This is a genomic window from Undibacterium sp. GW821-FHT07F11 (assembly GCF_059418665.1).
The window spans coordinates 755695-779803 of record NZ_JBWKQH010000002.1 but is presented as its reverse complement, the minus strand read 5'-3'; the positions used below and the strand labels follow the sequence as shown (position 1 = coordinate 779803).

23 protein-coding genes are annotated in these 24109 nt (G+C 51.0%); 10 read left to right on the top strand and 13 right to left on the bottom strand.

All coding sequences use genetic code 11. The features are described from left to right. The first annotated feature begins 87 nt into the window (after positions 1-87). Positions 88-1119 (top strand): AraC family transcriptional regulator ligand-binding domain-containing protein, encoded by a 1032-nt coding sequence (locus AC07OI_RS07275; protein ID WP_495256730.1) that lies wholly within the window; start codon positions 88-90, stop codon positions 1117-1119. Between the two features lie 89 nt (positions 1120-1208). Here AC07OI_RS07275 and AC07OI_RS07270 read toward each other — a convergent pair whose 3' ends face one another. The 5 genes from AC07OI_RS07270 to AC07OI_RS07250 all read right to left on the bottom strand — a co-directional run bounded on the left by AC07OI_RS07270 (position 1209) and on the right by AC07OI_RS07250 (position 5791). After that, entirely contained in the window at positions 1209-2207 is a 999-nt protein-coding gene (locus AC07OI_RS07270) for a phasin family protein (RefSeq protein ID WP_495256729.1), read from the bottom strand. A 243-nt stretch (positions 2208-2450) separates the two neighbouring features. Next, positions 2451-3143 carry a TorF family putative porin gene (locus tag AC07OI_RS07265; RefSeq protein WP_495256728.1) on the bottom strand — a complete coding sequence of 231 codons (693 nt, stop codon included), beginning with the start codon at positions 3141-3143 and terminating at the stop codon, positions 2451-2453. A gap of 49 nt (positions 3144-3192) precedes the next feature. Further along, the gene (locus AC07OI_RS07260; RefSeq protein ID WP_495256727.1) at positions 3193-4518 is read right to left on the bottom strand and encodes a S8 family peptidase; all 1326 of its coding nucleotides are present in this window, start codon (positions 4516-4518) and stop codon (positions 3193-3195) included. Continuing rightward, positions 4515-5192, bottom strand: coding sequence for a zf-HC2 domain-containing protein (locus AC07OI_RS07255; protein ID WP_495256726.1), 678 nt, complete (start codon positions 5190-5192; stop codon positions 4515-4517). Before AC07OI_RS07255 ends, AC07OI_RS07260 begins: the two co-directional genes overlap by 4 nt. Continuing rightward, on the bottom strand, positions 5189-5791 hold the full coding sequence (locus AC07OI_RS07250) for an RNA polymerase sigma factor (RefSeq protein WP_492707215.1): 603 nt from the start codon (positions 5789-5791) through the stop codon (positions 5189-5191). Before AC07OI_RS07250 ends, AC07OI_RS07255 begins: the two co-directional genes overlap by 4 nt. Before the next feature lie 318 nt (positions 5792-6109). Between AC07OI_RS07250 and mrtJ the strand changes: the two genes are divergently transcribed. From mrtJ to AC07OI_RS07205, 9 genes are all read left to right on the top strand, one after another. After that, entirely contained in the window at positions 6110-6580 is a 471-nt protein-coding gene (gene mrtJ / locus AC07OI_RS07245) for a JDVT-CTERM system glutamic-type intramembrane protease MrtJ (RefSeq protein WP_495256725.1), read from the top strand. Between the two features lie 26 nt (positions 6581-6606). Beyond that, positions 6607-8781 carry a choice-of-anchor D domain-containing protein gene (locus tag AC07OI_RS07240; protein ID WP_495256724.1) on the top strand — a complete coding sequence of 725 codons (2175 nt, stop codon included), beginning with the start codon at positions 6607-6609 and terminating at the stop codon, positions 8779-8781. 82 nt (positions 8782-8863) lie between these two features. Beyond that, complete coding sequence (locus AC07OI_RS07235; RefSeq protein WP_492707219.1) at positions 8864-9364, top strand: TlpA family protein disulfide reductase; 501 nt, start codon at positions 8864-8866, stop codon at positions 9362-9364. Then, a complete protein-coding gene (locus AC07OI_RS07230) occupies positions 9361-9600 on the top strand; it encodes a DUF4266 domain-containing protein (protein ID WP_492707221.1) in 240 nt (79 codons plus the stop codon). The genes AC07OI_RS07235 and AC07OI_RS07230 overlap by 4 nt, the downstream gene beginning before the upstream one ends. Before the next feature lie 15 nt (positions 9601-9615). Next, the gene (locus AC07OI_RS07225; protein WP_495256723.1) at positions 9616-10812 is read left to right on the top strand and encodes a DUF3570 domain-containing protein; all 1197 of its coding nucleotides are present in this window, start codon (positions 9616-9618) and stop codon (positions 10810-10812) included. 29 nt (positions 10813-10841) lie between these two features. Further along, on the top strand, positions 10842-12728 hold the full coding sequence (gene dsbD / locus AC07OI_RS07220; RefSeq protein ID WP_495256722.1) for a protein-disulfide reductase DsbD: 1887 nt from the start codon (positions 10842-10844) through the stop codon (positions 12726-12728). Positions 12729-12759: 31 nt separating this feature from the next. After that, entirely contained in the window at positions 12760-13704 is a 945-nt protein-coding gene (gene trxB / locus AC07OI_RS07215) for a thioredoxin-disulfide reductase (RefSeq protein WP_495256721.1), read from the top strand. A 111-nt stretch (positions 13705-13815) separates the two neighbouring features. Continuing rightward, positions 13816-16233 carry a beta-galactosidase gene (locus AC07OI_RS07210; protein WP_495256720.1) on the top strand — a complete coding sequence of 806 codons (2418 nt, stop codon included), beginning with the start codon at positions 13816-13818 and terminating at the stop codon, positions 16231-16233. 130 nt (positions 16234-16363) lie between these two features. Beyond that, positions 16364-16762, top strand: a complete 399-nt coding sequence (locus tag AC07OI_RS07205; RefSeq protein ID WP_492707229.1) for a nucleotide pyrophosphohydrolase — start codon at positions 16364-16366, stop codon at positions 16760-16762. Here AC07OI_RS07205 and AC07OI_RS07200 read toward each other — a convergent pair. From AC07OI_RS07200 to AC07OI_RS07165, 8 genes are all read right to left on the bottom strand, one after another. Further along, the gene (locus AC07OI_RS07200) at positions 16759-17949 is read right to left on the bottom strand and encodes an MFS transporter (RefSeq protein ID WP_492707231.1); all 1191 of its coding nucleotides are present in this window, start codon (positions 17947-17949) and stop codon (positions 16759-16761) included. The genes AC07OI_RS07205 and AC07OI_RS07200 overlap by 4 nt on opposite strands. Before the next feature lie 18 nt (positions 17950-17967). Further along, positions 17968-18906, bottom strand: a complete 939-nt coding sequence (gene arsN2, locus AC07OI_RS07195) for an arsenic resistance N-acetyltransferase ArsN2 (protein WP_495256719.1) — start codon at positions 18904-18906, stop codon at positions 17968-17970. A gap of 138 nt (positions 18907-19044) precedes the next feature. Then, on the bottom strand, positions 19045-19569 hold the full coding sequence (locus AC07OI_RS07190) for a hypothetical protein (protein ID WP_492707235.1): 525 nt from the start codon (positions 19567-19569) through the stop codon (positions 19045-19047). 155 nt (positions 19570-19724) lie between these two features. Further along, positions 19725-20564: a hypothetical protein gene (locus AC07OI_RS07185; protein ID WP_492707236.1), complete on the bottom strand. Its 840-nt coding sequence runs from the start codon at positions 20562-20564 to the stop codon at positions 19725-19727. A 132-nt stretch (positions 20565-20696) separates the two neighbouring features. Beyond that, entirely contained in the window at positions 20697-21206 is a 510-nt protein-coding gene (locus tag AC07OI_RS07180) for an EVE domain-containing protein (protein WP_495256718.1), read from the bottom strand. 2 nt (positions 21207-21208) lie between these two features. Then, positions 21209-21571 (bottom strand): VOC family protein, encoded by a 363-nt coding sequence (locus tag AC07OI_RS07175; RefSeq protein ID WP_495256717.1) that lies wholly within the window; start codon positions 21569-21571, stop codon positions 21209-21211. A gap of 173 nt (positions 21572-21744) precedes the next feature. Continuing rightward, the gene (locus AC07OI_RS07170; protein ID WP_495256716.1) at positions 21745-22998 is read right to left on the bottom strand and encodes an MFS transporter; all 1254 of its coding nucleotides are present in this window, start codon (positions 22996-22998) and stop codon (positions 21745-21747) included. 229 nt (positions 22999-23227) lie between these two features. After that, positions 23228-23929, bottom strand: a complete 702-nt coding sequence (locus AC07OI_RS07165; RefSeq protein WP_492707243.1) for a hypothetical protein — start codon at positions 23927-23929, stop codon at positions 23228-23230. Positions 23930-24109: the final 180 nt, after the last annotated feature.

Below are 24109 nucleotides of genomic sequence, written 5' to 3'. Positions count from 1 at the left end.
AATTATGAATAAGTATAGGGCGGCGATGAAGGAAAAATCGGCACATCACGCCAATGGATATGCAAAATGCGCCATAATGAAAGAACTATGACCTTATCCTGGCAAAGCACTCTTACTGTTTCGGCCCACTTCCTGCACGGCATGTTGCACTTCGTGCGCACCCATCATGGAGAAAAAGTGGCCGCGCAGGTACTGGCGAGTGCAGCTATCCCCCAGTCCCTGCTCCACCAGCCTGATGCACGGTTGACGCGTCAGCAATACGTCGCGCTGTACAGGACAGTTGCGGCGACACTGGATGACGAGATGCTGGGCTTGTGGTCCCGGCCTATTCGCACTGGGACCCTGAAGTACCTCATGCTCAGCCTGCTGGATGCACCAACCGTGCTGGTCGCTTTGAATCGTTTTGTCCGTTTCTGGAATCTGCTGCTGGATGATTACCGGCTGCAGATTTCAACCAAAAATAATCTGGTAAGGCTGGCTCTGGTGGAAAGAGCGCCCGGTGCACAGGTCACTCCACTCGGACATGAGTTGATGATGAAGCTGATACACGGCATTACATCCTGGTTGCTTGGCAGGGAGATCAACCTGCACCGGATCGAGTTCTGCTTTGCCAGGCCCAGGCATGTGGAGGATTATGCCTTCCTGTATCCCGGCGAGCTGTGCTTCGATGCTGGCATGACGAGTATTTATTTTTCATACCAGGATTGTGCTGAGCTGTTCAAGCGCGAGAAGCACGAGCTATGGGCATTCCTGAAACGTGCGCCGGAAGACTGGACCTTCAGTGCATTTCATCGCGCTTCGGTTGTGGCCAAAACGCGTGAGTATCTTGAGCTGCACATTGCACAACCAGTGACGATACAGGATCTCGCAAGGGCATTGCACACTTCTGTACGTACATTGAATCGTCGATTTGCAGAAGAGGGAACGCATTTCCAGGCCGTGAAAGACGGGCTGCGACGGGATATTGCCGTTCACAGGCTGACAAACTCGAACACGGCAGTAGCATCGCTGGCCTTCGATCTTGGCTTTTTCGATGCCACGGGTTTTTGCCGTGCCTTTAAACATTGGACTGGCAGCAGCCCTTCTGACTATCGAAAGGGCAGTCGTCTGGATGAGTGAAGATGGGAGAAAGGCTGCAGATGTTACAAAGCCGCAGTGCAGATCAAAGCTGATCTGCACTGCGGCTTAGGTTTTACTACCTATTGTAATTACTGACGAACAGGCTTCTTGGCACCTGTGGCGGCGCTAGATTTGGCCTTGTAGGCTGGTTTGCCGTTATTTGCAGGAAACCCAGGTGCTTTCTTCAAATTTGGTGTGGCTGGAAATGGGAATTTCACTGCAGATTTTTTCTCTGTGCTGGCAGCAGGTTTGCTGTCTGCTGCAGTTACTTCTGCACTGTCTGGAGTGACAGTTTTTGCAGCTGGCTTTTTAGCCGGAGTGGTTTTCTTTTCCAAAGTTTTTTCTATTGTAGTTATTGTTGCTGCTGGCAATGGCGCAACTGGTGTAATCACCGGCACAGGTTTAGCGGGTGCAGCAGGTGCAACTTCAACTGCCGGTGCACTGGTTTTCAAAGGTTTTTTTGCTGTTTCCGTTTTTGCGGGGGCTGGTTTGATTTCAGTCTTTGCAAGCGGGGCTTTGGCCGCAGGCTTGGCTGCGACTTTGGCTACTGGTTTTTCTGCAACTTTAGCGACTGTCTTGGTTTTTGCTGGTGCTTTTGCCGCTTTGGCTTCTGGCTCAGCCAGCAGGGTCAATTGTTTGGTCGCTGCGATTGGTTTGGCTGCGAGTTTTTTTGCAGCAGGTTTTGCGGCAGAAGCGGGAATAGCTTTAGGTGCTGGTGTTGCGACAGTAGTTGCAGCCGCTGTTACTGTTGTGGCGACAGTACCTTGTTTGCTGACGATTTGCCACAATTCTGCCCTGGTATCGCTGCTGATGTTGGCCAGTTCGCGACCATAGGACAGGATTTTTTCCAATTGGGGCTGAGCTTGCGAGCGGCTTAAGTCCAGCAATTCTTGCGCTTGTTTGACGGCAAACAATTCATGGGTCACGCTATTCGCATTTTCCAGTGATTGTTTGGCAGTATTGAAATTCAGGGCGATCAGTTTTTCCAGGCCGCCAAAGGCAAGTTGTGACCAGGCTTGAAAAACGGCAATTTGTTTTGCCAATTGATTCTGGGCAGCAGATGATAATTGTTCAGTAAGCAAAGACATGAAACTCTCCAGAGTGGGGTGAAGCATCAAGAAGATAGATAGCATTGAAGCAGCATATCGCAGTAAAAATGGCGCAATGCAGCATTATTTGTTAACAACGTATTCTATCGCTAGCCTGCCTAATTTGTAAGCATTATTTTTGCATTGCAATATTTGTTTGGAAGATATTGCTTTATTGACGAAAAATTAAGGAGGGATTGTCTATTCTAGTCTGCTTTACACACCTGTCAAATTGAAAGGCGATCAGAATAAATAACTGGCGCTGAATACCAGGTTGTTGCGGGAGTTGTTCTGGTACTTTCCTGTGTTGTAACTGTGCTGTGGCCTGGTGATTCCGTAAGCCAGTTGCAGCTTCCAGGAAGAAAAATTGCCACCCACACCTACGCGCAGGTCCACGCGATTACGGTTGATTTGACCGACTTTACCATCAGGATAAACCAGCCAGCCTATATGGGAAAACACGTCTAAGCGCTCTTGCAACTGGTAGTCTGCATTGGCTTCCAGATACAGGGTCTTGCTATTGAGCCCTATGTAATTGGGGGAATAATAAATTCTGGCGCTGAGATTGTCGAACATCAGGCCGGTAAACACTTCGCCGTAATTAAGGTCGGTAGATTTTGGGAAAATAGCAGCAGTAGCACCAGCCTCCCAGATCATGCCTGAGCGCAGCCGTTGAGAAAACCCCGAATACAGCAAGATTTGTTCACCCTCACTACTATTGCTATTGAGTTTTACTTTTGAACCGAAGGCGCCAGCATACCAGCCCTCCGGGGCGTCATATACCAGGTTTAATTGCACCACGGGCTGCTCGTTGCTCAGCGAGATGCCGCGATAGCTATAGTCTGATGCAAGCGTGATACTGCCACTGACTTGTGCATATGCCTTGCCAGTAACAGCAAAGATAGAAAAGATCAGAATCACGCAAAATTTAAGCAATACCATTCCTTAATGAGTTCGCATACACGATATGCATTTTATGTTGTTATTACTGATTTGCCGTTGCCGCCGCTTTTGCTGACGGTGCGCTCAACTGGCAAGAACAGGCGCATTTATTGGTCAGTCTGTTGAGGGTGGCGCACAGGTTGACTTGCCCGCTGGTATTGGCATCACTAAGGTTCACTGGATTAACCACCAGATCAGCCCGGATTTGCGCGAGACTGGCTGACGGCTTCAGCTCACTGAGCAAGGCCATCATGCCCGAGATATGCGCGGCTGAGTAAGACGAGCCAGAGACAAAGCTCCAGCGTGCGCCCGGCGCTGTCGTTGGTATGTCACGACCTGGTGCTACCAGTATCTCATTCGCCAGCAGCTTCGTTTTGCTGTCCGCCACTGCGAACACGCCAGGATGTGAAGCCGGGAAGCCGCCATCTGCACGGTTGGGGTCCATGGCACCAACTATCTTGATGTTGCGGGATATGGCAGCGTCCAGCAATTGCTTCAGCAAGCGGTCTGGCGGGCCAGACAAACTCATATTAATCACCTGCACACCCTGTGTCAGGGCGAAATTAAGCGCTTTGCCCAAAGTGAAGCTATTACACCGGGTTTTGTTTTCAGGCTCTTGCCAGCAGGCTCTCAGGGCCATGACATGGGTATTGGGGGCGATGCCCTCTATACCCACGCCATTGCCAGCGCGCGCAGCGATCACGCCCGCCACGCCTGTTCCATGGTTCTCACCCACATAGGGATTGCCATCGATGAAATTTTGATTAAGCGAGATTTGCCCCGCCAGATCAGGGTGCTTGATTTCTACACCACTGTCGATGACGGCGACTACCACATTGCGGCCAGTTGCAATCTTGCGTATCTCATCAAGTTGCCAGTATTTGTTCGCAGGCTGGACCGGGAATAAGGGATCACTTTTTGCCTGTGCATCAAAGGTATTGATGGTCTGCACCCACGCCACGCGGGCATCCTTGCTCAGGCTGGCGATGGTCTGCTCTTCAGAAATGGTGTCGCTTTCTTCCATGACAAAGCAATCCACATTCAGCACTGGCATGGGCCAGTCTTCCAGCAGTTTCAGTCCATGGGCGCGTGCCAGCTCTTCTGCGATGCGGCGACGGGCAGTGCGGCTGACATCATTGCTGTAACCGCCGCTATAGCTGACATCCGGGCGAAAATGCGGTGCTGGCAAATGTAGCATGACCAGTATCCGGCGTTTGGCTTCAGGTTCTTTTGCTGTGTTCTGTTCCTGATCAACGACAGTGTCAGTGTTGGCCAACGTAGAGCCTGACGCTGCCGTCAATGCGAGGAAAAGACAAAGGCTGAATTTATTGAGGCTATTGGTCCAACTTATATTCCAGCGTGGTCTCATTTTGCATCTCCCGAACCCAGAGATTCAACCAGCTCTATCCCTGCCTCAGCGCGCAACTCTTTGATGCTTTGTGTCAGCCTGGTATCGGCAACATTGAGCAGGTAGGCATTGGTGACCGTGGGGCCATCAATGATGCGGGCGTCGTTCATAGACATGATGCGCTGTATATCTTTGACTGTGGTTTCTGGTTTGAATACGACCACAATATTACCGGAAGAACGTTCACCGCTGCCGAGTACGCGATAACTGCTGTCGTCCTGTCCGGGTAGGGCCATATGCGCAAGCAGCCCAACGATGATGGCGGTTTGTGCTGCCATTACTGCCATTCCCCAGCGCATGGGAGCCTTGCCATCTGACTTGAACATGGACTGCAAGCGTGTCAGCAAATTATTATCTTTAGTCCTGATAGCTTGTATCTGCGTATCCAGCCTGGGTAACAGGCGGGCGAGGGCGCGATCCACATCTGGGACTGTGCTTGCTGCCGGTTCACTGCTCTTCAGCTTCAGCTGCCATTGCAGATCATCCTGACATGCAGTGCAGGTTTGCAAATGCGCTTGCACCAGTTGCTTTTCATCTGGCTGCAGGGTATTGACGACATACCAGGGCAGCAAGTCCTGCACTTGGCTATGGGTAGATTCATCTGATGGATGAACCTGCGTGGTTTTCGTGTTCATAATATTTCCTCCATGCTGTCGGAAAGCATGAATCTCAAACGCTGTCTGGCGTGGAACATCCTGGTCTTGACGGTATTGACCGGGCATTCCATGGTTTCAGCGATTTCCTTGTATCCCATCTCATGATAATAAGTCAGACTGACGACAACGCGTTGTTCCATGGGCAGGGCACGCAAGGCCCGGTTCAGATCAGCGTCAAGTTGCTGGGCTGACATCTGCTGCTCTGGTTCATACTGGGTTTCCGCTGCATGATGTTCAAAATTGGATTCGACTGCTTCGTCAAAATGATGTATGGCCTTTAAAGCCTGGCGATAGGCTATCGCAAATATCCAGGTGGATACGCGGGAAGTATGGTTAAAGCTGGATGCCTTTTGCCAGACTACCAACATCGTATCGTTAACTATTTCTTCTATCAAATGCGTATCACGTGTCATCTTGTCCAGAAATCTGGCCAGCCTGCCAAAGTACACGCGATACAAAGCCTCAAACGCCTGGCGATCGGCGTTTGCAATCAACGTGATCAATTCAACTTCCTGCGCTTCCGGGGTATTTGGACGTTTCTTGTCTGTTTTACCTCGCCATCCCCAATTCTCAAACATGCCTGCACTCTCCTCGATTAGCTGTTAATACCTGTTCAGGTGGAAAAGGTTCATGTGGGCGTAAAAAATATTTGGCATCAGCTTGATGAGAATTTGTTGTGTAGATTGCATTATTTATAGGTTGGCGTGACGTCTGCCAGATTTTGCCAAGTACAAGTGTTCGTAAATGATTGTAGCGCATCGCCATGATGAAATTTTTTATCTTCTCTCATCATATTTCCTCTTCAAATTTCCATTACAAAAATCCCCTGCAAGTTCACAAGCTGCCGATGCTTTTTCTCACGTCAAAAAAAATATTTAATTTTTCTTTGAACCAATTTGGATGATTGGCGCATTAACCGCTTGAAACAAACGGAGAGGTCTATTTTTTTATGTGAAGAAAAACCTCTTTTAATTCACCAGCATTGCTTATCGATGAACCTTATCTCTCCTCTTTTTGTTCAGCAAGCGATGTGTGGAAATCAGTTGTGGACAGTAGATGCGATGACTCTGCTACGGCTCTTGTTGCTGGCACCGGTTCTTGAAGAATTGGTCGTGCGTGCCGGTTTGCAGCAATACGTGATAGGCCGGTTTTATCACTCGGGTATCAGTGCGAAGTTAATGCCGGTGCTGATATCTGCAACGGCGTTCAGCGTTTTGCATATGGCATCAGGACGGAGTGTAGTACTGGCAGTTTTTTTGCCTGGGCTGCTGTTGGCGATGATGTACCAAGCTACGCGTGACTGGCGACTATGTGCGTTGACCCATGCTGTATTCAATGGAATGGCTCTTGGTGTTTGCATGCAGTAAAAAATTTTAATCATTGAAGGGAAACTATGATGAACTTGCATTTTCGTTTTACGCGCTTGCTGCAGCAGGCTGGTGTGCTGGGCGGTACATTGGTACTACTGGCTACCGGCATGTCGACAGCTCATGCCGCTGACGCCCTGAATGGCAAAAGCCTGTACCTGAATGGCCCGACTGCTGGCGGCACCAGCTGTACTGCCTGCCATGGTGCCAGCCCGGCCAATAACGTCAACGGCATTTTGCGCGGAGCGAATAATCCCACGGAAATCAGCAATGCTTTTGCACAAAACAAAGGCGGTATGGGAAACCTGTACCGGAATAAATTCACTGCAGATGAAATCGCTGACCTTGCAGCATTTATCGGCAACCCCAGTGTCGTGGCCGGGCCTATCGCCACAGTGTCGCCAGCCAGCTTGGTATTCACCGGAACGACCATAGGCCAGACCAGCACTGCCCTGAGTACAACACTCAGCAATACTGGATCGGCAGCCTTGAATATCACCTCAATTGCGTTGACAGGTGGCTCAGCCAGCGACTTTAATTTGGCTGGCGGCAGCTGTGCGGGTGGCAGCTCACTGGCACCAAGTGCCAGTTGTACCGTGCTGTCCACGTTCAAACCGACAGCACAGGGTAACCGTACTGCCAACATCAGCATCAACCACAATGCGACAGGCGGCGTTAGCCTGGTTACGCTGAGTGGCACTGGTAATGCCGCTGCCCAGGCTGGCCTGACAGTGTCAGCCAGCAGTCTGAACTTTGGTACGCTGCTGGTGAACGCTGCTTCTGCTTCGCAGACAGTTACGATCAGCAATAGCGGTCAGGCAGCATTGAATTTTAGTTCCATCGCTTTGAGTGGTGCAAATGCAGGCATCTTTGTCGTTGGCGGTACCTGTAGTACACAGACTGCAGTTGCCGCAGGTGGTCAGTGCACCATCACCTTGCAGGCAACACCGGCCACTGCTGGTGCTTTTGCGGCAGCATTGAATATCGTCAGCAATGCCTCGAACGGCAATGCCGTCATCAGCCTGGCAGGTAATGCAGCAGCAGCAACGCCAGCCATTACCGCAACACCCAGCGTGCTTGCCTTTGGTGCTCAGACAGTAGCTGGTTCACCATTGACACAACAGATCAGTTTGTCCAATACCGGCAACGTTGCCTTGACATTCACAGCGATCAAGATCAGCGGCGCATCAGCAATTACGCTGGGTGCAGGTAACACTTGCGGCAGCAACCTCGCAGTTGGCGCGAGCTGCAATGTGCCTGTGGTATTCACACCAACGGTCGAGGGTGATGTCAGTGCCAGCCTGGCCGTGACATCAAATGCCGCGCCATTGCAAGTAGCTATTACTGGCACTGCGACTAAACAGGCGGTTGCCAAACCAGTCTTGTCAGATACCAGCACTGTACAGTTCAGCGATACACAGGTTGGCACCACTTCTGCCAAGCATACGACCACGCTGAGTAATACCGGTACTGCGGCACTGAAGATCATCAGCCTGGTCTTGAATGGCAGCCAGCTCAATGACTTTATATTGGCTGGTACATGCAGCGTGAACGGCACACTGAGCCCGGCAGCCAGTTGCACCATTGATACCAGCTTCAAGCCTGGCAGCGCTGGTAGCAAGGCAGCAAATGTTCTGCTGGTGACCGATGGTGGCGCGCAACTCAGTCTGGGTCTGGCAGGCACTGGTGTAGCGATCCCTGTCAAGACTGTTACGTTGAATATCAATCCGCAATCCTTTGATTTTGGTTCGACCACGATAGGTAGTGCGAATCTGGTGAAACGCTTCACGCTGACCAACTCAGGCAATACCGCGATAGCGCTGACAAATGCTGCTTTTAGTGGTGCGTATGCAGCGGTGGTGGATAGCTCATCCTGCCCACGCTTCCCGTTCAGCCTGCAGGCAAATACCTCTTGCGAACTGGTGGTTAGTTACGCACCAACAACTGCAGGTACCAATAATGGCAGCGTCGTCATCAGTTCTTCTGACACCAGCACGACCTGGAGCATAGCCTTCTCAGGTACTGCCGTGAATGCCGTCGCCCCGTCTGTGACAGTCAATGCACCAAGAAATGAAGGTGGCGGTGGCTGTTCGGTTGCCCGTAATGGCAATGATCCCATGCTGCCTGTTCTCGTGATACTGGCTGCTGCAGTCATCATCTGGCGCAGAAAACAGGCCCGTCAGGTCAGAGCGCAGGATTAATCAGTAAAGCCGGACTGCGGTCCGGTTTTCAGGTTTCAGGATATTAAGTTACAGGATATGGGATGTGAATATGAAATTCTCTATGAATATATACAAAAAACACTTTGCGTTGGGTATTGCTGCACTAGTCATGGCATCGTCGGCAATGGCGCTGGATAAAGGCAGCAATGCTCCGGCATTTGATCTCAAGGGTGTGGAAGGTAATATCAATTTGGCCAAGTATCAGGGCAAGTTGGTGTATCTCGATTTTTGGGCTTCATGGTGTGGTCCTTGTCGCCAGTCTTTCCCGTGGATGAATGAGCTGCAATCCAGATATGGTGCCCAGGGTTTGCAAATCATTGGTGTCAACCTGGATCAGAAAAATGAAGATGCCCGCCAGTTTCTGGCGACCACGCCAGCCCGTTTTTTGGTGGCGTTTGATCCGGCTGGTGCCACTCCCCGCAGCTATGGTGTGAAAGGCATGCCCAGCAGCGTGCTGATAGGCCCGGATGGAAAAATCATCTTTGAGCATGCAGGCTTCAAGGAGGCCGACAGGGCTGCGCTGGAAGAAAAAATAAAATCTTCATTGGGAGCAATCAAATGAAGATCATAGTAAAGAAAACCACGTCCCTGTTACTGATAGCCGGTGCTGCATTTACGCTGTCTGGCTGCAGCACGATCAAATCTGTACAGCCCTGGGAAAAAGGCAATCTGGCGAAATCTGCCATGACCTTTGAAAACGACAGGCTCGAATCCCGTTACGGTGAACATATTTACACCAGCCGCGAATCAGCGTCTGGTGGTGCTGGCGTGGGTGGTGGCGGTTGTGGTTGCAATTAATCAGAGAATTTCGACATGACTAAAATTATTGAAAAAACTTCGGTCCCCCTTATTGCGTCGACCGTATCTGAAACCTTGTCTGCTTCACCTGACATGCAAACCATAGGCGCAGCACTGCTGACTGCCGCCTTGTTACTACCTGGTGTCGTCAAGGCCGAAACGCCACCCGAGCATGCCAGCCTCAGCCTCAAGTATCTGAACTATGAAGAAAAACAGGCGGGTCTGAAACGCATTACAGCAAACTCGCCTTCGCTGTCGCTGATTACGCCCCTGGGGGCAGACTGGTCACTCGATGCTACCCTGACTTCGGATGATGTATCGGGTGCTTCGCCACGCTACCATACAGCGATCTCTGGTGCATCGCGCATGAATGACCAGCGTACTGCCGGTGACGTGGCGTTCACTCGCTATTTCCCACGCGCCAGTCTGACAGTCGGTACTGCATATTCAACTGAGCATGATTACGAGTCACGTGCCTTGTCTTTAACCGGGAATTTTTCTTCAGAAGATAAAAATACTACCTGGACTGTCGGTCTGGGTGGCAGCCATGACCGCATCAATCCCACCAATCTGATCGTCAAGAACGAAACCAAGAAGACCACGAGCATCATGGCAGGCGTCACGCAGATTCTCACTGCGGAAGACATCGTCCAATTGACGCTTAGTCATAGCAGAGGTGAGGGATATTTCTCTGACCCATACAAGGCGCTGGATCGCAGACCAAGGGAGCGGAATCAGACCACGCTGTTAGCCCGCTGGAATCACCACTTTCTTGGCACGGGTGGCACGGGCCGTTTCAGCTATCGCTATTACAGCGACACTTACGATGTCAAGGCGCATACCCTGACGGCAGAATATGTACAACCGCTGGCACAAGGCTGGACAGTGACGCCATCGTTGCGCGTGTATACCCAAAGTGCAGCCAGTTTTTATTTTGACCCCGTCTATGATGCGCAACTCGGCGCGCCATTCCCGCCAGGCTACCAGTTTGCTTCTACACAGCCTAGTTCTGCCGATCAGCGTTTGTCCGGCTTTGGCGCACTGAGCTTTGGCTTCAAGGTCAGCAAACAACTGACGAGTGACTGGACAGTAGACATCAAGCTGGAAAACTATGAGCAGCGCGGTAGCTGGCGACTATTCCACAAAGGTAGTCCAGGCCTGGCAGCATTGACGGCGCAGAGTATACAACTGGGTATCAGCAAACAGTGGTAGCAGCTTTGCTGCTAAAAACAGGAGTTCATATGAAGCAGTATTTTTATAAATGGTTTTCTGCATTGCGGCTGTTGTCGCTATTGCCGATATTGTTGGTAGCGAGCTTATTGCATCCGCTTGCCCATGCCGATGATTTTCTGGAGCCAGAACGCGCATTCCAGCTGCAGGCACAGTTGAATGATGTCAATGGAGCAAAAACTCTGGTGCTCTCGTGGGCTATCGCCAAGGACTACCATCTCTACAAAGAGCGCCTGAGTTTCAATGCAGTAGAGCAAGGTATCGCTCTTGCTGAGCCTCGCTTGCCGGATGGCATACGCAAATTCGACACCACCTTCAATAAGGAAGTTGAAACCTACCAGGATAAACTGGTGGTGGAATTGCCCGTCACCAAAGCGGACAAGGTCTTCACTTTGAAGGTGGGCTATCAGGGCTGTGCTGATGCAGGCTTGTGTTATCCGCCTGCAGAACAACACTACAAGGTGGATACTTCTGTACCGGGTAAGTTGAGTGTGGTGCCCGCAGAGCAGCTTACGCAAGTCGCAGCAGCCAGCATATCTGCTTCGCCTGCGCCTGCCAAGGATACCGCACATACTGAAGATGACAGTTCTCTGGCGCAGCGCACCTTGCAAAGCGGCAGCCTGTGGCGCATAGGCCTGGCCTTCCTGGTATTTGGTTTGCTGCTGTCTTTTACTCCCTGCGTATTACCTATGGTGCCTATCCTGTCATCCATCATCGTGGGTGAGGGCAATGTATCGCGTGGCCGCGGTTTCATGCTGGCGTTGTCATACTGCCTGGGCATGGCCATGGTTTATACCCTGCTGGGCGTGGCTGCAGGCCTGGCTGGTGAAGGCTTGGCCGGAGCCTTGCAAAAACCCTGGGTCTTACTGACATTTGGTGCTTTGTTGGTTGGCCTGGCTTTGTCGATGTTCGATGTCTATCAATTGCAATTGCCTGGTGGCTTGCAAAGCCGTCTGAGTCAAACCAGTGGCAGTTTCAGTGGTGGCAAATTCCTGGGTGTGTTTGTCATGGGGGCTTTGTCTGCATTGATCGTCGGCCCCTGTGTGGCCGGGCCACTGGCGGGTGCCTTGCTGTATATCAGCCAGACCCGTAATGTCATGATCGGTGCCTGGGCGCTGTTTTCCATGGCAGCAGGCATGAGTGTACCTTTGCTGTTGACGGGCATTTCTGCCGGTAGCCTGCTGCCACGAGCCGGGGCCTGGATGAACCATGTCAAGAAACTGTTTGGTTTGCTGCTGATTGCAGTCGCTATCTGGATGGTGTCGCCAGTATTCCCTGTGACGGTGATGATGGCTGCCTGGGGTGCTTTCGCCATCCTGTGCGCGGTCTTCCTGCATGTGTTTGACCCTATACCAGCAGGTGCCAAATTGCGTCTTTATGTTGCGCGGGCTCTGGGTGTCACTTTCATGCTGGTGGGGATGTTTGAGTTGATCGGTGCTGCCAGCAATGGCAAGGATGCCTTGCAGCCTTTGGCACATTTGCGCGCTACAGAAAATAGTGGGACACAACTGGCTACTGGCGATGCAAAGAACCATGCAGAGAATAAATTCACACGCATACAAAGTGTAGCTGAACTTGAGGCCACTCTTGCCAAGGCAGACGCTCCAGTATTGCTGGATTTTTATGCCGACTGGTGCGTGTCCTGCAAGGAGATGGAGAGGTTTACCTTCTCTGAACCCAAAGTCAGCGCCCAGCTCAAGCAATTGCGCTTGTTGCAAATTGATGTGACCGCCAATAGCGATATGCAAAAAGCACTGATGAAGCGCTTCTCCCTGTTCGGGCCACCGGGCATCATCCTGTTTGATCGCAACGGCAAGGAAGTGCCAAACAGCCGCATTATCGGCTACCTGGAGCCTGAGCGCTTTGTCCAGCATCTGTCGCGTCATTTTGCGCTCTAATACAGTATCGCCACAATATCTATTCACTACTATGTCCACACCCAAACATGCCCGCGTATTAATTCTTGGCTCTGGCCCCGCAGGTTATTCCGCAGCTGTGTACGCTGCCCGTGCCAATCTGAAACCTGTACTGATCACCGGTGTAGAACAAGGCGGCCAGTTGATGACCACAACAGATGTAGAAAACTGGCCAGCTGACCCTATGGGCGTACAAGGCCCGGAACTGATGCAACGCTTTTTGCAGCATGCAGAATGCTTTAATACAGAAATCATTTTTGATTACATCCACACTGCCAAGCTTGACGAAAAACCGATACGCCTGATCGGCGACCAGGCGCAATACACTTGTGATTCCCTGATTATCGCTACTGGTGCATCTGCACAATACCTGGGCCTGCCGTCTGAGCAAGCCTTCATGGGCAAAGGGGTCTCTGCTTGTGCCACTTGCGATGGATTCTTTTACCGTGGCAAGGAAGTGGCTGTGGTTGGTGGTGGCAACACCGCTGTGGAAGAAGCCCTGTACCTGTCAAATATCGCCAGCAAGGTCACGGTCATCCACCGTCGTGACAAGTTCCGCGCAGAGGCAATCTTGATAGACCGCCTGATGGCCAAGGTTGCTGAAGGCAAGATCGAAGTCAAATGGAACCATACGCTCGACGAAGTCATCGGTGATGAATCTGGTGTAACCGGCATCAATGTCAAAGCGGCTGACGGAACAATTACCCCTATTACACTGCATGGCGTATTCATTGCGATTGGTCACAAACCGAATACCAGCATTTTTGATGGTCAACTGGACATGAAAAACGGTTATATCAAAACCCGTACCGGTACTGAAGGCATGGCAACAGCCACCAATGTACCGGGCGTGTTTGCTGCTGGTGACGTACAGGATCATATCTATCGCCAGGCCATCACCAGCGCAGGTACAGGTTGTATGGCAGCACTGGATGCACAACGCTTCCTGGAAAACTGATCAGGAATAAACTTGAAGCGATAAAGTGAAAACAATCATCAACTTGCGAACCTGGAGGCAGGGAAATTTGCGAGACTAGACTATTTTATAAATAGTCCGACTCTTGGCTCAGTGAAAAATCACATCTCCCGCCGCTGTGTTCTGCAAACTATCGCAACAGCTTTTGCTACCAGCGCGCTGAGCCCGATTTCGCAAGCCGCAGATGCCAGAAGCAATGCTGGTGCTACGCATCATTTTGCAATTGGCGAGACAGATTTTTTACTGGATGGAAAACGCCTTCAGATACGCTGTGGCGAGATTCATTTTGCGCGCGTGCCAAGGGAATATTGGCTGCACAGGCTCAAAGCCATCAAGGCTATGGGCTTGAATGTGGTGTGTGCCTATCTGTTCTGGAATTATCACGAATGGCATGAAGGGCAATATGACTGGCAAGGCCAGCGTGATGCTGCAGAATTTTGTCGCCTGGCACAGCAAGAAGGTTTATGGGTTATTTTACGACCAGGGCCTTATGCCTGTGCGGAATGGGAAATGGGTGGCTTGCCCTGGTGGTTGCTCAAGAATGAGGGTAACTTTTTGCGTAGCAGTGATGCGCGTTTTATTGAACCAGCCGCCCGTTGGCTGCGTGAAGTAGGGCGCATCCTGGGCCCTCTGCAGATTACCCGGGGCGGCCCCATCCTGATGGTGCAGGTGGAAAACGAATATGGCTTCTTTGGCAGTGATTTAGCCTATATGCGTTTGATGCGCAAAATCATGCTGAATGCCGGTTTTGATGTGCCGCTGTTTGCCTGCAATCCTACTAATGCCGTCGTCCGCTCACACATACCCGAGCTGTTTTCCGTTGCCAATTTTGGGGCTAATCCTGAGCAGGGCTTTAAGGTGCTGGCTGAGGTGCAAAAAGGCCCATTGATGTGTGGTGAATTTTACCCCGGCTGGTTTGATACCTGGGGTACGCCACATAAGCGTGGTGACATGGGCAAGGTCATTCGCGATCTGGACTATATGCTTAAAGCCAATGGCTCGTTCAGTTTGTATATGGCACATGGCGGAACTTCCTTTGGTCTGTGGGCTGGATGTGACCGTCCCATGCGGCCCGATACCAGCAGCTATGACTATGACGCACCGATCAGCGAAGCGGGATGGATGGGCGATAAATTCGCGCAATTCCGTGCGACGATTGCACCGTATTTGTTACCCGGTGAAAGCATGACAGTAGCACCTGCAGCAAACCCTGTGATTGCCATCCCCACATTCAAGCTGACAGAAACTGCCGCAGTCATGGCAAATCTGCCAGGTGCAGTCATCCACGCTGTATCGCCACAGGCGATTGAACACTACGATATCAGTCGCGGCCTGATTGCTTATGCCACCACTTTATCTGCTGGCCCTGAAGGCGTGCTTGATGCTGCTCTGGTACGCGACCTGGCCTGGGTATTTATTGATGGTAAAGCTGCAGGCGTGATGGACGCGCGCAGCCGTCGCTTCCGCGTCAATTTGCCAGCGCGCACCAGGCAAGTTAAGCTGGAGATTTTGCTGTACACCATTGCGCGGGTGAATTTTGGTATAGAGGTGCATGACCGCAAGGGCCTGCACGGCCCCGTCTATTTCATTCCCAGGACTGACAGCAGTTCAAACCCTGAAAAACAACTCATCAATAATTGGGAAATACGTGCGTTGGACTTTGGTGCCGATGCACAACTGCCTGTGTTGGATTGGCAGCCTCTTGTGTCTGACAAGTTTGCTTCTACAGATGTGATGAAACCTGCATTCTGGCGTGGCAGTTTTTCCCTCACTACTGTTGGCGATACATTCCTGGATGTCTCCAACTGGGGCATGGGTGCAGTCTGGATGAATGGTATTTGCCTCGGGCGTTTCTGGAATATAGGGCCTACCCAGACCATGTATTTGCCCGGCCCATGGTTGAAGCCTGGCCGCAATGAAATTATTGTGCTGGACTTGTCTGGACCAGACAGAAACGAGATCACAGGGCTCAAATTGCCTGTACTTGATCAACTACGGCCAGAGAAGGACTTCTTCCCACGTAATAATCGGGGGCAGCTTATGCTGGCTGGTTTGCTGCCGGTTCATGGAGGCAGTTTTTCAGCTGGACCTGCACAGCAGGAAATCCGTTTCGCCAAAACAGTCTTTGGCACACAGTTCTGTCTCGAATCCCTGGATGATTTTGATGGCAAAGGCTTTGCCGCAATCGCGGAAATTGAATTATTAGACCTCGATGGAAAAATCATGAGCCAGGCGACCTGGACCATTGCCTATGCCGATAGTGAAGAAAGCGTGCGCGAAGATGGTTCTGCCCTGAATGCGATTAACGGCCAGGCATCTGATCATTGGCACACGGCCTTGAATGGCAAAATTGCATTGCCACATCCGCACAGGCTGGTCGTTGATCTGGGTAGCAAGCCTGGAATTAGCGGTTTCCGCTATACCCCACGCCAGGGCAGTGATGAGGTTACCGGGCGTATCAAAAATTATCGCATTTTTATCGGTGAAAAGCTGGTGTCTGCGGGTAATTGAAATAACGACAGTACTTGATGCAGGTGGGGCTTGAGTGAAACTGAGGGGCTGTCTGGTCTGGCCATGTACAATACCGTCCGCGCTGATGACAGACTCAGTCATCTTTTTCTGCAGCTTACTTCATTCAACCATGTCACAGACAACTATAGCACCTGAAGTTCAATACACAGATATCCGCGATCGTTTGCGCCAGTTTGTTGCTGAGCGCGATTGGGCGCAGTTTCATACACCCAAAAACCTGGCCAGTGCGCTGACTGTTGAGGCGGCAGAGTTACTCGAGATTTTTCAATGGCTGCCAACCGGCAGGGCAGAAGAGCTCGATGAACAGGCCAAGAAAGCCATCCGTCATGAGATGGCCGATGTGCTGAATTACCTGGTCATGCTGGCTGATGCACTGGAAGTGGATTTGTTCGCTGCCAGTATGGAAAAAATCGTCCTGAACGCGATCAAATATCCGGTAGGGCAAGTGAAAGGCGATGCCAGGAAATACACCGCCTACGACACCGACAAGAAAACAGACATGTCCTAATGCTGCGCACTACGCAAGGCGGCAAAATAAAATGTCAGTGACGTCAGAGCAAACAGTAACAAGCAAGCCAGGATAGGATAGGGCGATGTCGTGTGATGAATCAGGCTGGCGATTAGCAGCGGCCCAGCCGCTTTTGAAAACAAGGCAGGGCCAGACATGGCACCAGATATGGCACCATAGTTTTCTGTGCCAAACAGGGTTTGCGGTATCGTACCGCGTACGATGGTCAGTATGCCATTGCTGAGGCCATACAGTATGCAAAACAGCGCAACTGCCCAGGCTTGTGTACCGATGAAGATGAGTACCAGCAAGGCTGCGGGCAAGGCTGCAAAAGTGAATTTACCCACGGTTTGTGGCAAGGCATTTCTGGCTATCGTCATTTCTCCTATGCGACCCACCACCTGCATGGGGCCGATCAGGGCCGCCATCAACACCGCCAGTGTGGCGGGATGATTCATTTCCTTTAGCAAGGGGATCAGATGTACTGACAAGGCAGAAAAAACAAAACTGTTGGCAGCGAAAGCGAGGGCCAGTTTCCAGAAGGTAGGGTGGCGTACCGCTTCTTGCAGGCTGAAGTGTTTTTTTTGTTTTATGACAGGTGTGACGCTGTCTTGCGCTTTGCTTTTTTTCTGTAGTAGCAAATGCAAGGGCAGGCACAGCAGGATTTGCGCCAGGCCATAGGCCAGATAAGTATGCCGCCAGCCCAGTAAAGTATTCAATTGCTGGGTCAGTGGCCAGAATACCGTGCTGGCAAAACCGCCAAACAGGGTCAGGGTAGAAATCGCCTGACGGCTGTGTTCTTTGAATTGCTGGGTCAGGGTGGCAAAAGCGGCTTCATATAAAGTCATTGCCATGGCCATGCCCAGTATGCTCCAGGCAAAATAATACATGGCCAGGTTTTGTGCCTGACTGAGTATGATCAAGCCTGTGCCACAAGTCAGTGAACCCATGCCCATGACGAACTTGCCGCCGTGACGGTCGAGCAAAATACCGATGTAGGTGGCAATCATGCCAGCCACCAGCAGGCTCCATGAAAATGCCGCGAACACCAGTTCCGCACGCCAGGCCATCTCGCGCTGGATTTCTGGTGCCAGGATGGCGATCGCGTAATACAAGGAACCCCAGGACAGGATTTGCGTGACAGCGAGTATGGCGATGGTCTGGTAGGCGTGCGGCGTATGCTTCATTGTCTGGGCAGCTTTTGATTAGTTTGTTATTTTGATTTTCAACAGCATGGCTATTGCTGATGCAGGGCAGGCACCTTGTAGCTGTCGCGAAGCTTGTAAAGATGTGGGCAATTTGCCAGCGTCGATTTTTTCAAACCCCAGTTTGTGAAAGTAAGCATCTGCATCTGTCGTCAATAAATACAAATGTTTCACACCAGCTGCGCCTGCTGTGTTGATCATGTGTTGTAACAGTCGTGTACCGCATTGCTGGCCTTGCGCCTCAGGTTTGATGGCGAGTGAGCGCAAGAGGGCGGATTTGCCATATATCTCCAGACCGGCGCAGCCCAGGAAATTGTCACCAGCGTATATCAACTGAAAGTTGTTGATATGTTCCTGTGCGCCATCCAGCGGCAAGCCCAGATCTTGCAGCAGGCTGGCAATAGCGGGCCATTCTGTTTGGCTGGCTGGAGCAATCTGCAACTCACTGGCAGGTAAATGCAATCTCTTGCGGTTGTTGGCAGGTCTGGTTTTGACAGGTGTACAAGTGCTTGCTGTGCGGTTTTGTACTGCAGGCAGCAATAGCTGCATGGCGGCCCGCACCAGGGCTATTTGTTCTGCACTCGCGGCAGACAGTAACTGGTCGGCGTGCCTGTTCAATTGTGCATCCAGCTGGCTGGCGCGCTGCTGGCCAGCCGGGGTCAGGCTCAGGTTGACGCTCCTGCGATTATCAGGATTGGTGGTTTTTTTGATGGTGCCATCGGCAACCAGGGCATCTGTGGCACGGCTGATCCAGCTTTTATCCAGGCCCAGGCGTTTCACCAGGGCCTGCTGAGTCAGCCCGTCCTCGCGCAATAATTCAGTCATCAAATGACATTGCACTGTTGATGCGGCATCCCCGCAAGCATGGTTGCGCTGGTCTCGTACATAGAGTCGGGCAAATTCCCTGATCAGGGTGCCAGTGCTGGAATTGTCGTTCATTTTAAATATTGGTTGCTTTACGCAACAATCATAGGCGTAAAATGCCATTGTTGTCAAACGCAACTAAATTTAAAAACAAAGGATTAAACTTGATGGGATGGCAGACGCAGTTGATGAATGCTGGCGTAGTTCAAAATTCTAAGTTGCCTTGGCTGAACCTTCATCCGGCCCCTTGCCACTGCCTTCCAGCTTGTAAAACAACAGGCACATGGCTGGTGCAAAGATCAGCCACAAGAATACCGTCCACATTTGCGACTGCTGTTCACCAGAAGTCGGCAGGGCAAGGTAGGCTTTGGTCGGGTCAGTTAAGGATACATAGACCTTGAGCTGGGCACCGGGAACCAGCTCAGCTGGTTTTAATCCTGTCATCCTCAAGACATGCTTGGCTTCGCAACGGGTGCAGATAGGGGATATGGTGTCGGTGGTTCTTTCCACACCGTTCAGGTTATAGCTGTAGGTCAGTTGCAGTAATTGCTTGTTGAAACTGCCATTCACAACATAGCCGGGGTTATTGTCTACGTCATGCACCAGGAGGACAAGACTGCCGTCAACCTGCTCAAACTCGCTCACCGGAATACGCATGGCATTGAGTTTTTGCAGATTGTCTATGCCAAAATAAATCGAGATGATGGCACAAATGACGACTAAGGTTCTGACTATCATGTGTGGCGATCTTGGGTTACCGTTTTGTGTAAGTGGGGATGGAGTGTTTTTGCCATGCTTGGCGAAATTTTACTCGTTGCATACTGCGGCAAGACTGCTGAAGTGATAACAAGTGTCAAATGTCTTGCAGATTTTAAGTCTAGTGAGCTTCAGACTTATTTGGTGGGCAGGGCTTGCGGCCTTTTATCTGTAGCGATGACTTTGACCGGCATCCATCCCGGATTGGACGCTTCCAGTTTTTTCCAGATTGCGGCATTTTTGCCCAGTTCACCAAAAGACTGAGCCTTGCTCAATTTCTTGCGAGTGATGGCTGCCCAGGTGGCCATATCATCGCACTTGTTTGTGGTATCCATAAGGTTCAAGGCAAAGTTCTGGCTTTTTTCCTTGCCAGGCATGATCAGGCGACAGTAGGTGTTGTCCTTGCCAATTTCCAGGATATAAGCTTGTTGCTGCTCATCGTAATAGGCTACATTCTTTTGTGTGCTCAGGTCATCCCATTCGTTCGCGACCATGCTAACGGTTTGCAGTAACTTGCCGTGAAAATCCGTGCGCTTGACTGTCAATTTGTTGAGCTTGCTGATTTCCACGCAATCGATAAAATCGCTATTGGCAGGCGCATTGATCAAATCTGGCGATGGGCAAAGCACGTCTTCACGTTCACCGTAGTTGCTCATCAGCCTGACTTGCGTGTCTGCTGCCTTGCCATCTTTGGCCGCCTGGGTTTTGGCGTACTTGCTGCTTCTGGCAACCAGGATGTTTTTGTCATCGATCACATTCACCAGATCGTAGCTCAGGTCTGGCCAATCATCATAGGCAATGAACCAGAATCTTTGCGGTTTGCGTAGGGCATATTGCAGAGATTGATCACCGGAGCCGGGTTGTTGTGCATCTGTCGCGATCTTGCTTACCCTTAGCCAGTCTGTCAGTTGCAAGACTTTGCCTTCTCCCTGCTTGTCACAGCCCAGCATGCATCCAGCCGCGAGCAAGAGCAGCATTGACGCTGCCAACTTGCACACTGCTTGATGATGGATCGGGGGTTGTATGTGTCCTGGCAAGCTTGCTCTCTATGTCTGCGGAAATATCAGGCGACATTGTAACGCCTGACTTGTTCCAGGTCATAGACAGTATCAGCTTAAGCACAGGTTGAGTTGTAAATTTGCTTCTGCATATAATTCTGTACAGTCTTGGTCAGTATCAAACAAGTCTCTTGCAACGCCCATGGCAGCAGCAATTACCCGCATATCATGTTCGCTGATGGCAAACAGGCCGAAGCGGAATTGATAGCCCCAGTTCTTTATGCCAGCAGAAAATTCCAGCATTTGCAGCAGGGGCAGGATGCTGGCTTGCTGCGATGCTGTCCACACTACGTCACGGCGGTAAGGATGAAAACCACCGCCCATGTCAGTCTGATAGGCGTCCCGCGGCTTGACCCGGCCTATGGCAGTGAATGTCTGCAATCTGATCTTGCTGCCAAAGACCTGGCTGGGCGAGTAATACACAACCCTGTCACCAGCTTGCAAGCGGCGCAAAGGCGCTGCCTTGCCATGGCAGACTTGCATGAAGCCATCTGCCTGACCACGCTGCACGTGGTCGGCAGAGGCAACAGCGATCCAGTTACGGTACTGTTGCGTAGTCATGATCAGGCTGGTGCGAAAACGCGCAGACGGTGGCCATCAGGGTCTTGTGCTACGAAGGTATAGCCAAAATCCATGCTGCAAGGTGTTTGGGCTATCGTCATGCCACGTGTAGCCCAGCTGTCATAGGTGCTGTCTACCGTCGCATTGTCGCTTACTGCAAAAGCCAGCTCACTACCGCCAGAGGAGGTGGCCGCTGGTTCTACCGTGTGTTTTGACCACAAACCCAGTTTGTGGCCAGAGTCCAGTATGAACAAATAAAAAGTAGGCGATGCTTCTACGGGTGTCAGGCCCAGGATGTTGCTGTAAAACGCTGCGCTGGCTTCCGGGCTGTCAACATACAAAAGTACATAGCTTGGGGTCATCATGGTGTTTGCTCCTAAAAGAGATGGTGTTGTTTGCGTTGATGTATTGTTCAAGGCAAAGACATCTTAGGATGCAGTAGTGTCAGTTTCTGTCAGCAGTGATGGGGGAGCGAGGCAAGTACTGGCATTTTTAAAATACCTGCACTTGCCTGGCTGGCTTGCAGCAAAGTACCGACTTAGCTGGTGCCAGGGATTCTTTGACCAGCATTGTAATAAAGTGCCGGGATTTTTTTCTTGCTGAGCATCATCATGCCCAGGCTGGCAACTGCCAGCATGAACCAGTTTAATCCTGGCATCTTCATATCCTGTGCCAGGTCAAACAAGACACCACCAGCCAGGCTGCCCACCATGGTGCCCATGCTCTGATAAAACATTTGCTGCGACATCAATCTGCCGGTATCAGCAGCTGATTTGTTGGCAAAACGGGCTATCAGCACGTCCAGCGAAGGGCCATAAAATACCTGCCCAAAAGACAGCAGGATGGCAGAAATGATGACGGCTGCTGCACTATGGGTAAACACCACCATGATGGCGAAACTGACGAACAGGCAGGCATAACCTATTTTCAGGAAGCGGAAATGATCCAGCGTGCGCACCGCGCGCTTGGAAATTGGTATCTGGAAAAAGATAATCACCAGAGCCGCCAACCAGAAAGGTGTGGACACCGGTATCTCAGGGGTGAATTTGGGGATATGCAGGCTGAAACCTATCATCGGTTGCACGGCAAAACACCAGAATACTGAATTCGACAAATAAAACATCAGTGGTAATTCGACAGGCTTGTCTGATTCCGCAGCCACTACTGCAGTTGTACTGGATGTGTCAACTGCCAGTGCCTTTTGTTCCAGTGCCAGGCCTTCTTGCTCATGCTCGCTGATGGCACGCATGGCAATCAGCATGAATAGCCCGTACACGATGAAGGTGATCAGCACGATCAGAAATACCAGCTTTAGCTGGTTATGCGGCACAAAACTGGCTGTGAGGTAACCACCAACCAGACCCATGCGTATTGCGAAAGCCAGCTTGCTGAAGATGGAAGTCTGGTCCAGCCCCTTGAGCTTCAATAAATAATTTTTTAAACCGGGGAATGACAGACCGCTACCCAAGCCTGCCAGCAAGGCAAACAAGGCTAGTGCCCAGGCCTGATTCAGGTAAGCCATGAAATACAGGGCTATGCCTTCCAGCAGGATGTTGCCAGAAATTGCCAGCGGGTGGTTTGCCATCTGTGAAAACCTGCTGCCCATATAAGAGCCCAGTACCCGGCCCAGATTCAAGCCAAATAAAATCGATGCTGCCCAGAATCCCGAGAAAGCCTTGCCGGTTTCAGAAACAATGATGGGCGTGTATAAGGCGACGCCACCAGACGCAATTGCGACACCAATATAAATCAGATAGGAATTGAATACAGGATTGAATTTCTTGGTTTGCATAGGTCAGGGCGTAAGCGCCTGGGCGGCGCTATGGATACTTAAAGCAGGAATGGCATGAAATGCTGATCGGCATGTGACATGCATGAACTTATGTTGTGATGCTGCTCAACATAAAAAGTTCATTGATATGCGCAAATCAAATATGCTTTAAATTGTACGCCTAATTTTGAAACTCTGTTGCCGGGTCGCAATATGCTGCAAACCCGGTTTGTACATCATTGCCAAGCGTTTAGATTTTTCCCAGATACAACCAGGTCCAGCCTGCCATCAGGCAGACGCTGAGCAGGAGCAAGCCAGTTGCCCCATTTGGCCGCAAGATGCCCAGGTAACCAATCGCCACCGTAGTCACTCCTTTCTTGACCCGCTTCATGCTGCGCCAGCGTTGTATGAATTTCAGCATGGAGAGGACAAAGGTAAACGTCGCGCAAGACAGTAAAGTCACCCTGAACACATTCAAGAGATTTAATTCGCCCAGGGATATTTTTTTATAGGCCAGACCGACGAGCGCCATCAGCACTGCCGCACCGATAGAAATGGCGACGTTGGCGTACATGGTCTTGCGGCTGTTAACGGCGGCGTCTTCCAGCTCACACTTGAGCAAGTCGACTTTTTCATTAATCAGTGTGGAGGTTTCATGCTTGATGGCGAGTATGCGCTGGTCTATTGCTGCACCTATCTGCGCCGTGGAATAATCTATCAGTTCCCTGATGTCATCCTTGGTCATGCTGCGCTGGCTGTGGATTTCGTCGGATAGCAGGGCGATATTCCTGTCCACCTGCTCGCCAGCCTGGCGTATCACTTCCGATAATTCATTGCTGACCTGGTGGATGGATCTGTCCACCAATGGTGCTACCCGTTCATCAATGACACGGTTCAGACTCTGTTCAAAAGCAGACGATGCCTGTTTCAGATTCAGTGGGTCAAACGCCATCTTTTCTCCGGTGACTAAGCTTGGTAAAAACTCATTTCATCAATAGGGATGAGATGCGTTTGCCTCATAACCTGGGGTGGTCAATGGTCAAACTATGGACGAGGCAGTCAATAGCTTTGCCTATTGACAACGAGTCGAGTTGTCGACACCTGCAGTCCAGTACGCGTTATGAGGCAAACC

Bases quoted from the DNA above. Each gene is read 5' to 3' on its own strand.
- AC07OI_RS07165 (WP_492707243.1), bottom strand. From the start codon at position 23,929: ATGGCGTTTGACCCACTGAATCTGAAACAGGCATCGTCTGCTTTTGAA.
- AC07OI_RS07230 (WP_492707221.1), top strand. From the start codon at position 9,361: ATGAAGATCATAGTAAAGAAAACCACGTCCCTGTTACTGATAGCCGGT.
- AC07OI_RS07175 (WP_495256717.1), bottom strand. From the start codon at position 21,571: ATGATGACCCCAAGCTATGTACTTTTGTATGTTGACAGCCCGGAAGCC.
- AC07OI_RS07250 (WP_492707215.1), bottom strand. From the start codon at position 5,791: ATGTTTGAGAATTGGGGATGGCGAGGTAAAACAGACAAGAAACGTCCA.
- AC07OI_RS07190 (WP_492707235.1), bottom strand. From the start codon at position 19,569: ATGATAGTCAGAACCTTAGTCGTCATTTGTGCCATCATCTCGATTTAT.
- AC07OI_RS07200 (WP_492707231.1), bottom strand. From the start codon at position 17,949: ATGAAGCATACGCCGCACGCCTACCAGACCATCGCCATACTCGCTGTC.
- AC07OI_RS07270 (WP_495256729.1), bottom strand. From the start codon at position 2,207: ATGTCTTTGCTTACTGAACAATTATCATCTGCTGCCCAGAATCAATTG.
- AC07OI_RS07225 (WP_495256723.1), top strand. From the start codon at position 9,616: ATGACTAAAATTATTGAAAAAACTTCGGTCCCCCTTATTGCGTCGACC.
- dsbD (WP_495256722.1), top strand. From the start codon at position 10,842: ATGAAGCAGTATTTTTATAAATGGTTTTCTGCATTGCGGCTGTTGTCG.
- AC07OI_RS07275 (WP_495256730.1), top strand. From the start codon at position 88: ATGACCTTATCCTGGCAAAGCACTCTTACTGTTTCGGCCCACTTCCTG.
- AC07OI_RS07170 (WP_495256716.1), bottom strand. From the start codon at position 22,998: ATGCAAACCAAGAAATTCAATCCTGTATTCAATTCCTATCTGATTTAT.
- AC07OI_RS07205 (WP_492707229.1), top strand. From the start codon at position 16,364: ATGTCACAGACAACTATAGCACCTGAAGTTCAATACACAGATATCCGC.
- AC07OI_RS07185 (WP_492707236.1), bottom strand. From the start codon at position 20,564: ATGCTGCTCTTGCTCGCGGCTGGATGCATGCTGGGCTGTGACAAGCAG.
- AC07OI_RS07255 (WP_495256726.1), bottom strand. From the start codon at position 5,192: ATGAACACGAAAACCACGCAGGTTCATCCATCAGATGAATCTACCCAT.
- trxB (WP_495256721.1), top strand. From the start codon at position 12,760: ATGTCCACACCCAAACATGCCCGCGTATTAATTCTTGGCTCTGGCCCC.
- AC07OI_RS07235 (WP_492707219.1), top strand. From the start codon at position 8,864: ATGAATATATACAAAAAACACTTTGCGTTGGGTATTGCTGCACTAGTC.
- AC07OI_RS07240 (WP_495256724.1), top strand. From the start codon at position 6,607: ATGATGAACTTGCATTTTCGTTTTACGCGCTTGCTGCAGCAGGCTGGT.
- arsN2 (WP_495256719.1), bottom strand. From the start codon at position 18,906: ATGAACGACAATTCCAGCACTGGCACCCTGATCAGGGAATTTGCCCGA.
- AC07OI_RS07260 (WP_495256727.1), bottom strand. From the start codon at position 4,518: ATGAGACCACGCTGGAATATAAGTTGGACCAATAGCCTCAATAAATTC.
- AC07OI_RS07180 (WP_495256718.1), bottom strand. From the start codon at position 21,206: ATGACTACGCAACAGTACCGTAACTGGATCGCTGTTGCCTCTGCCGAC.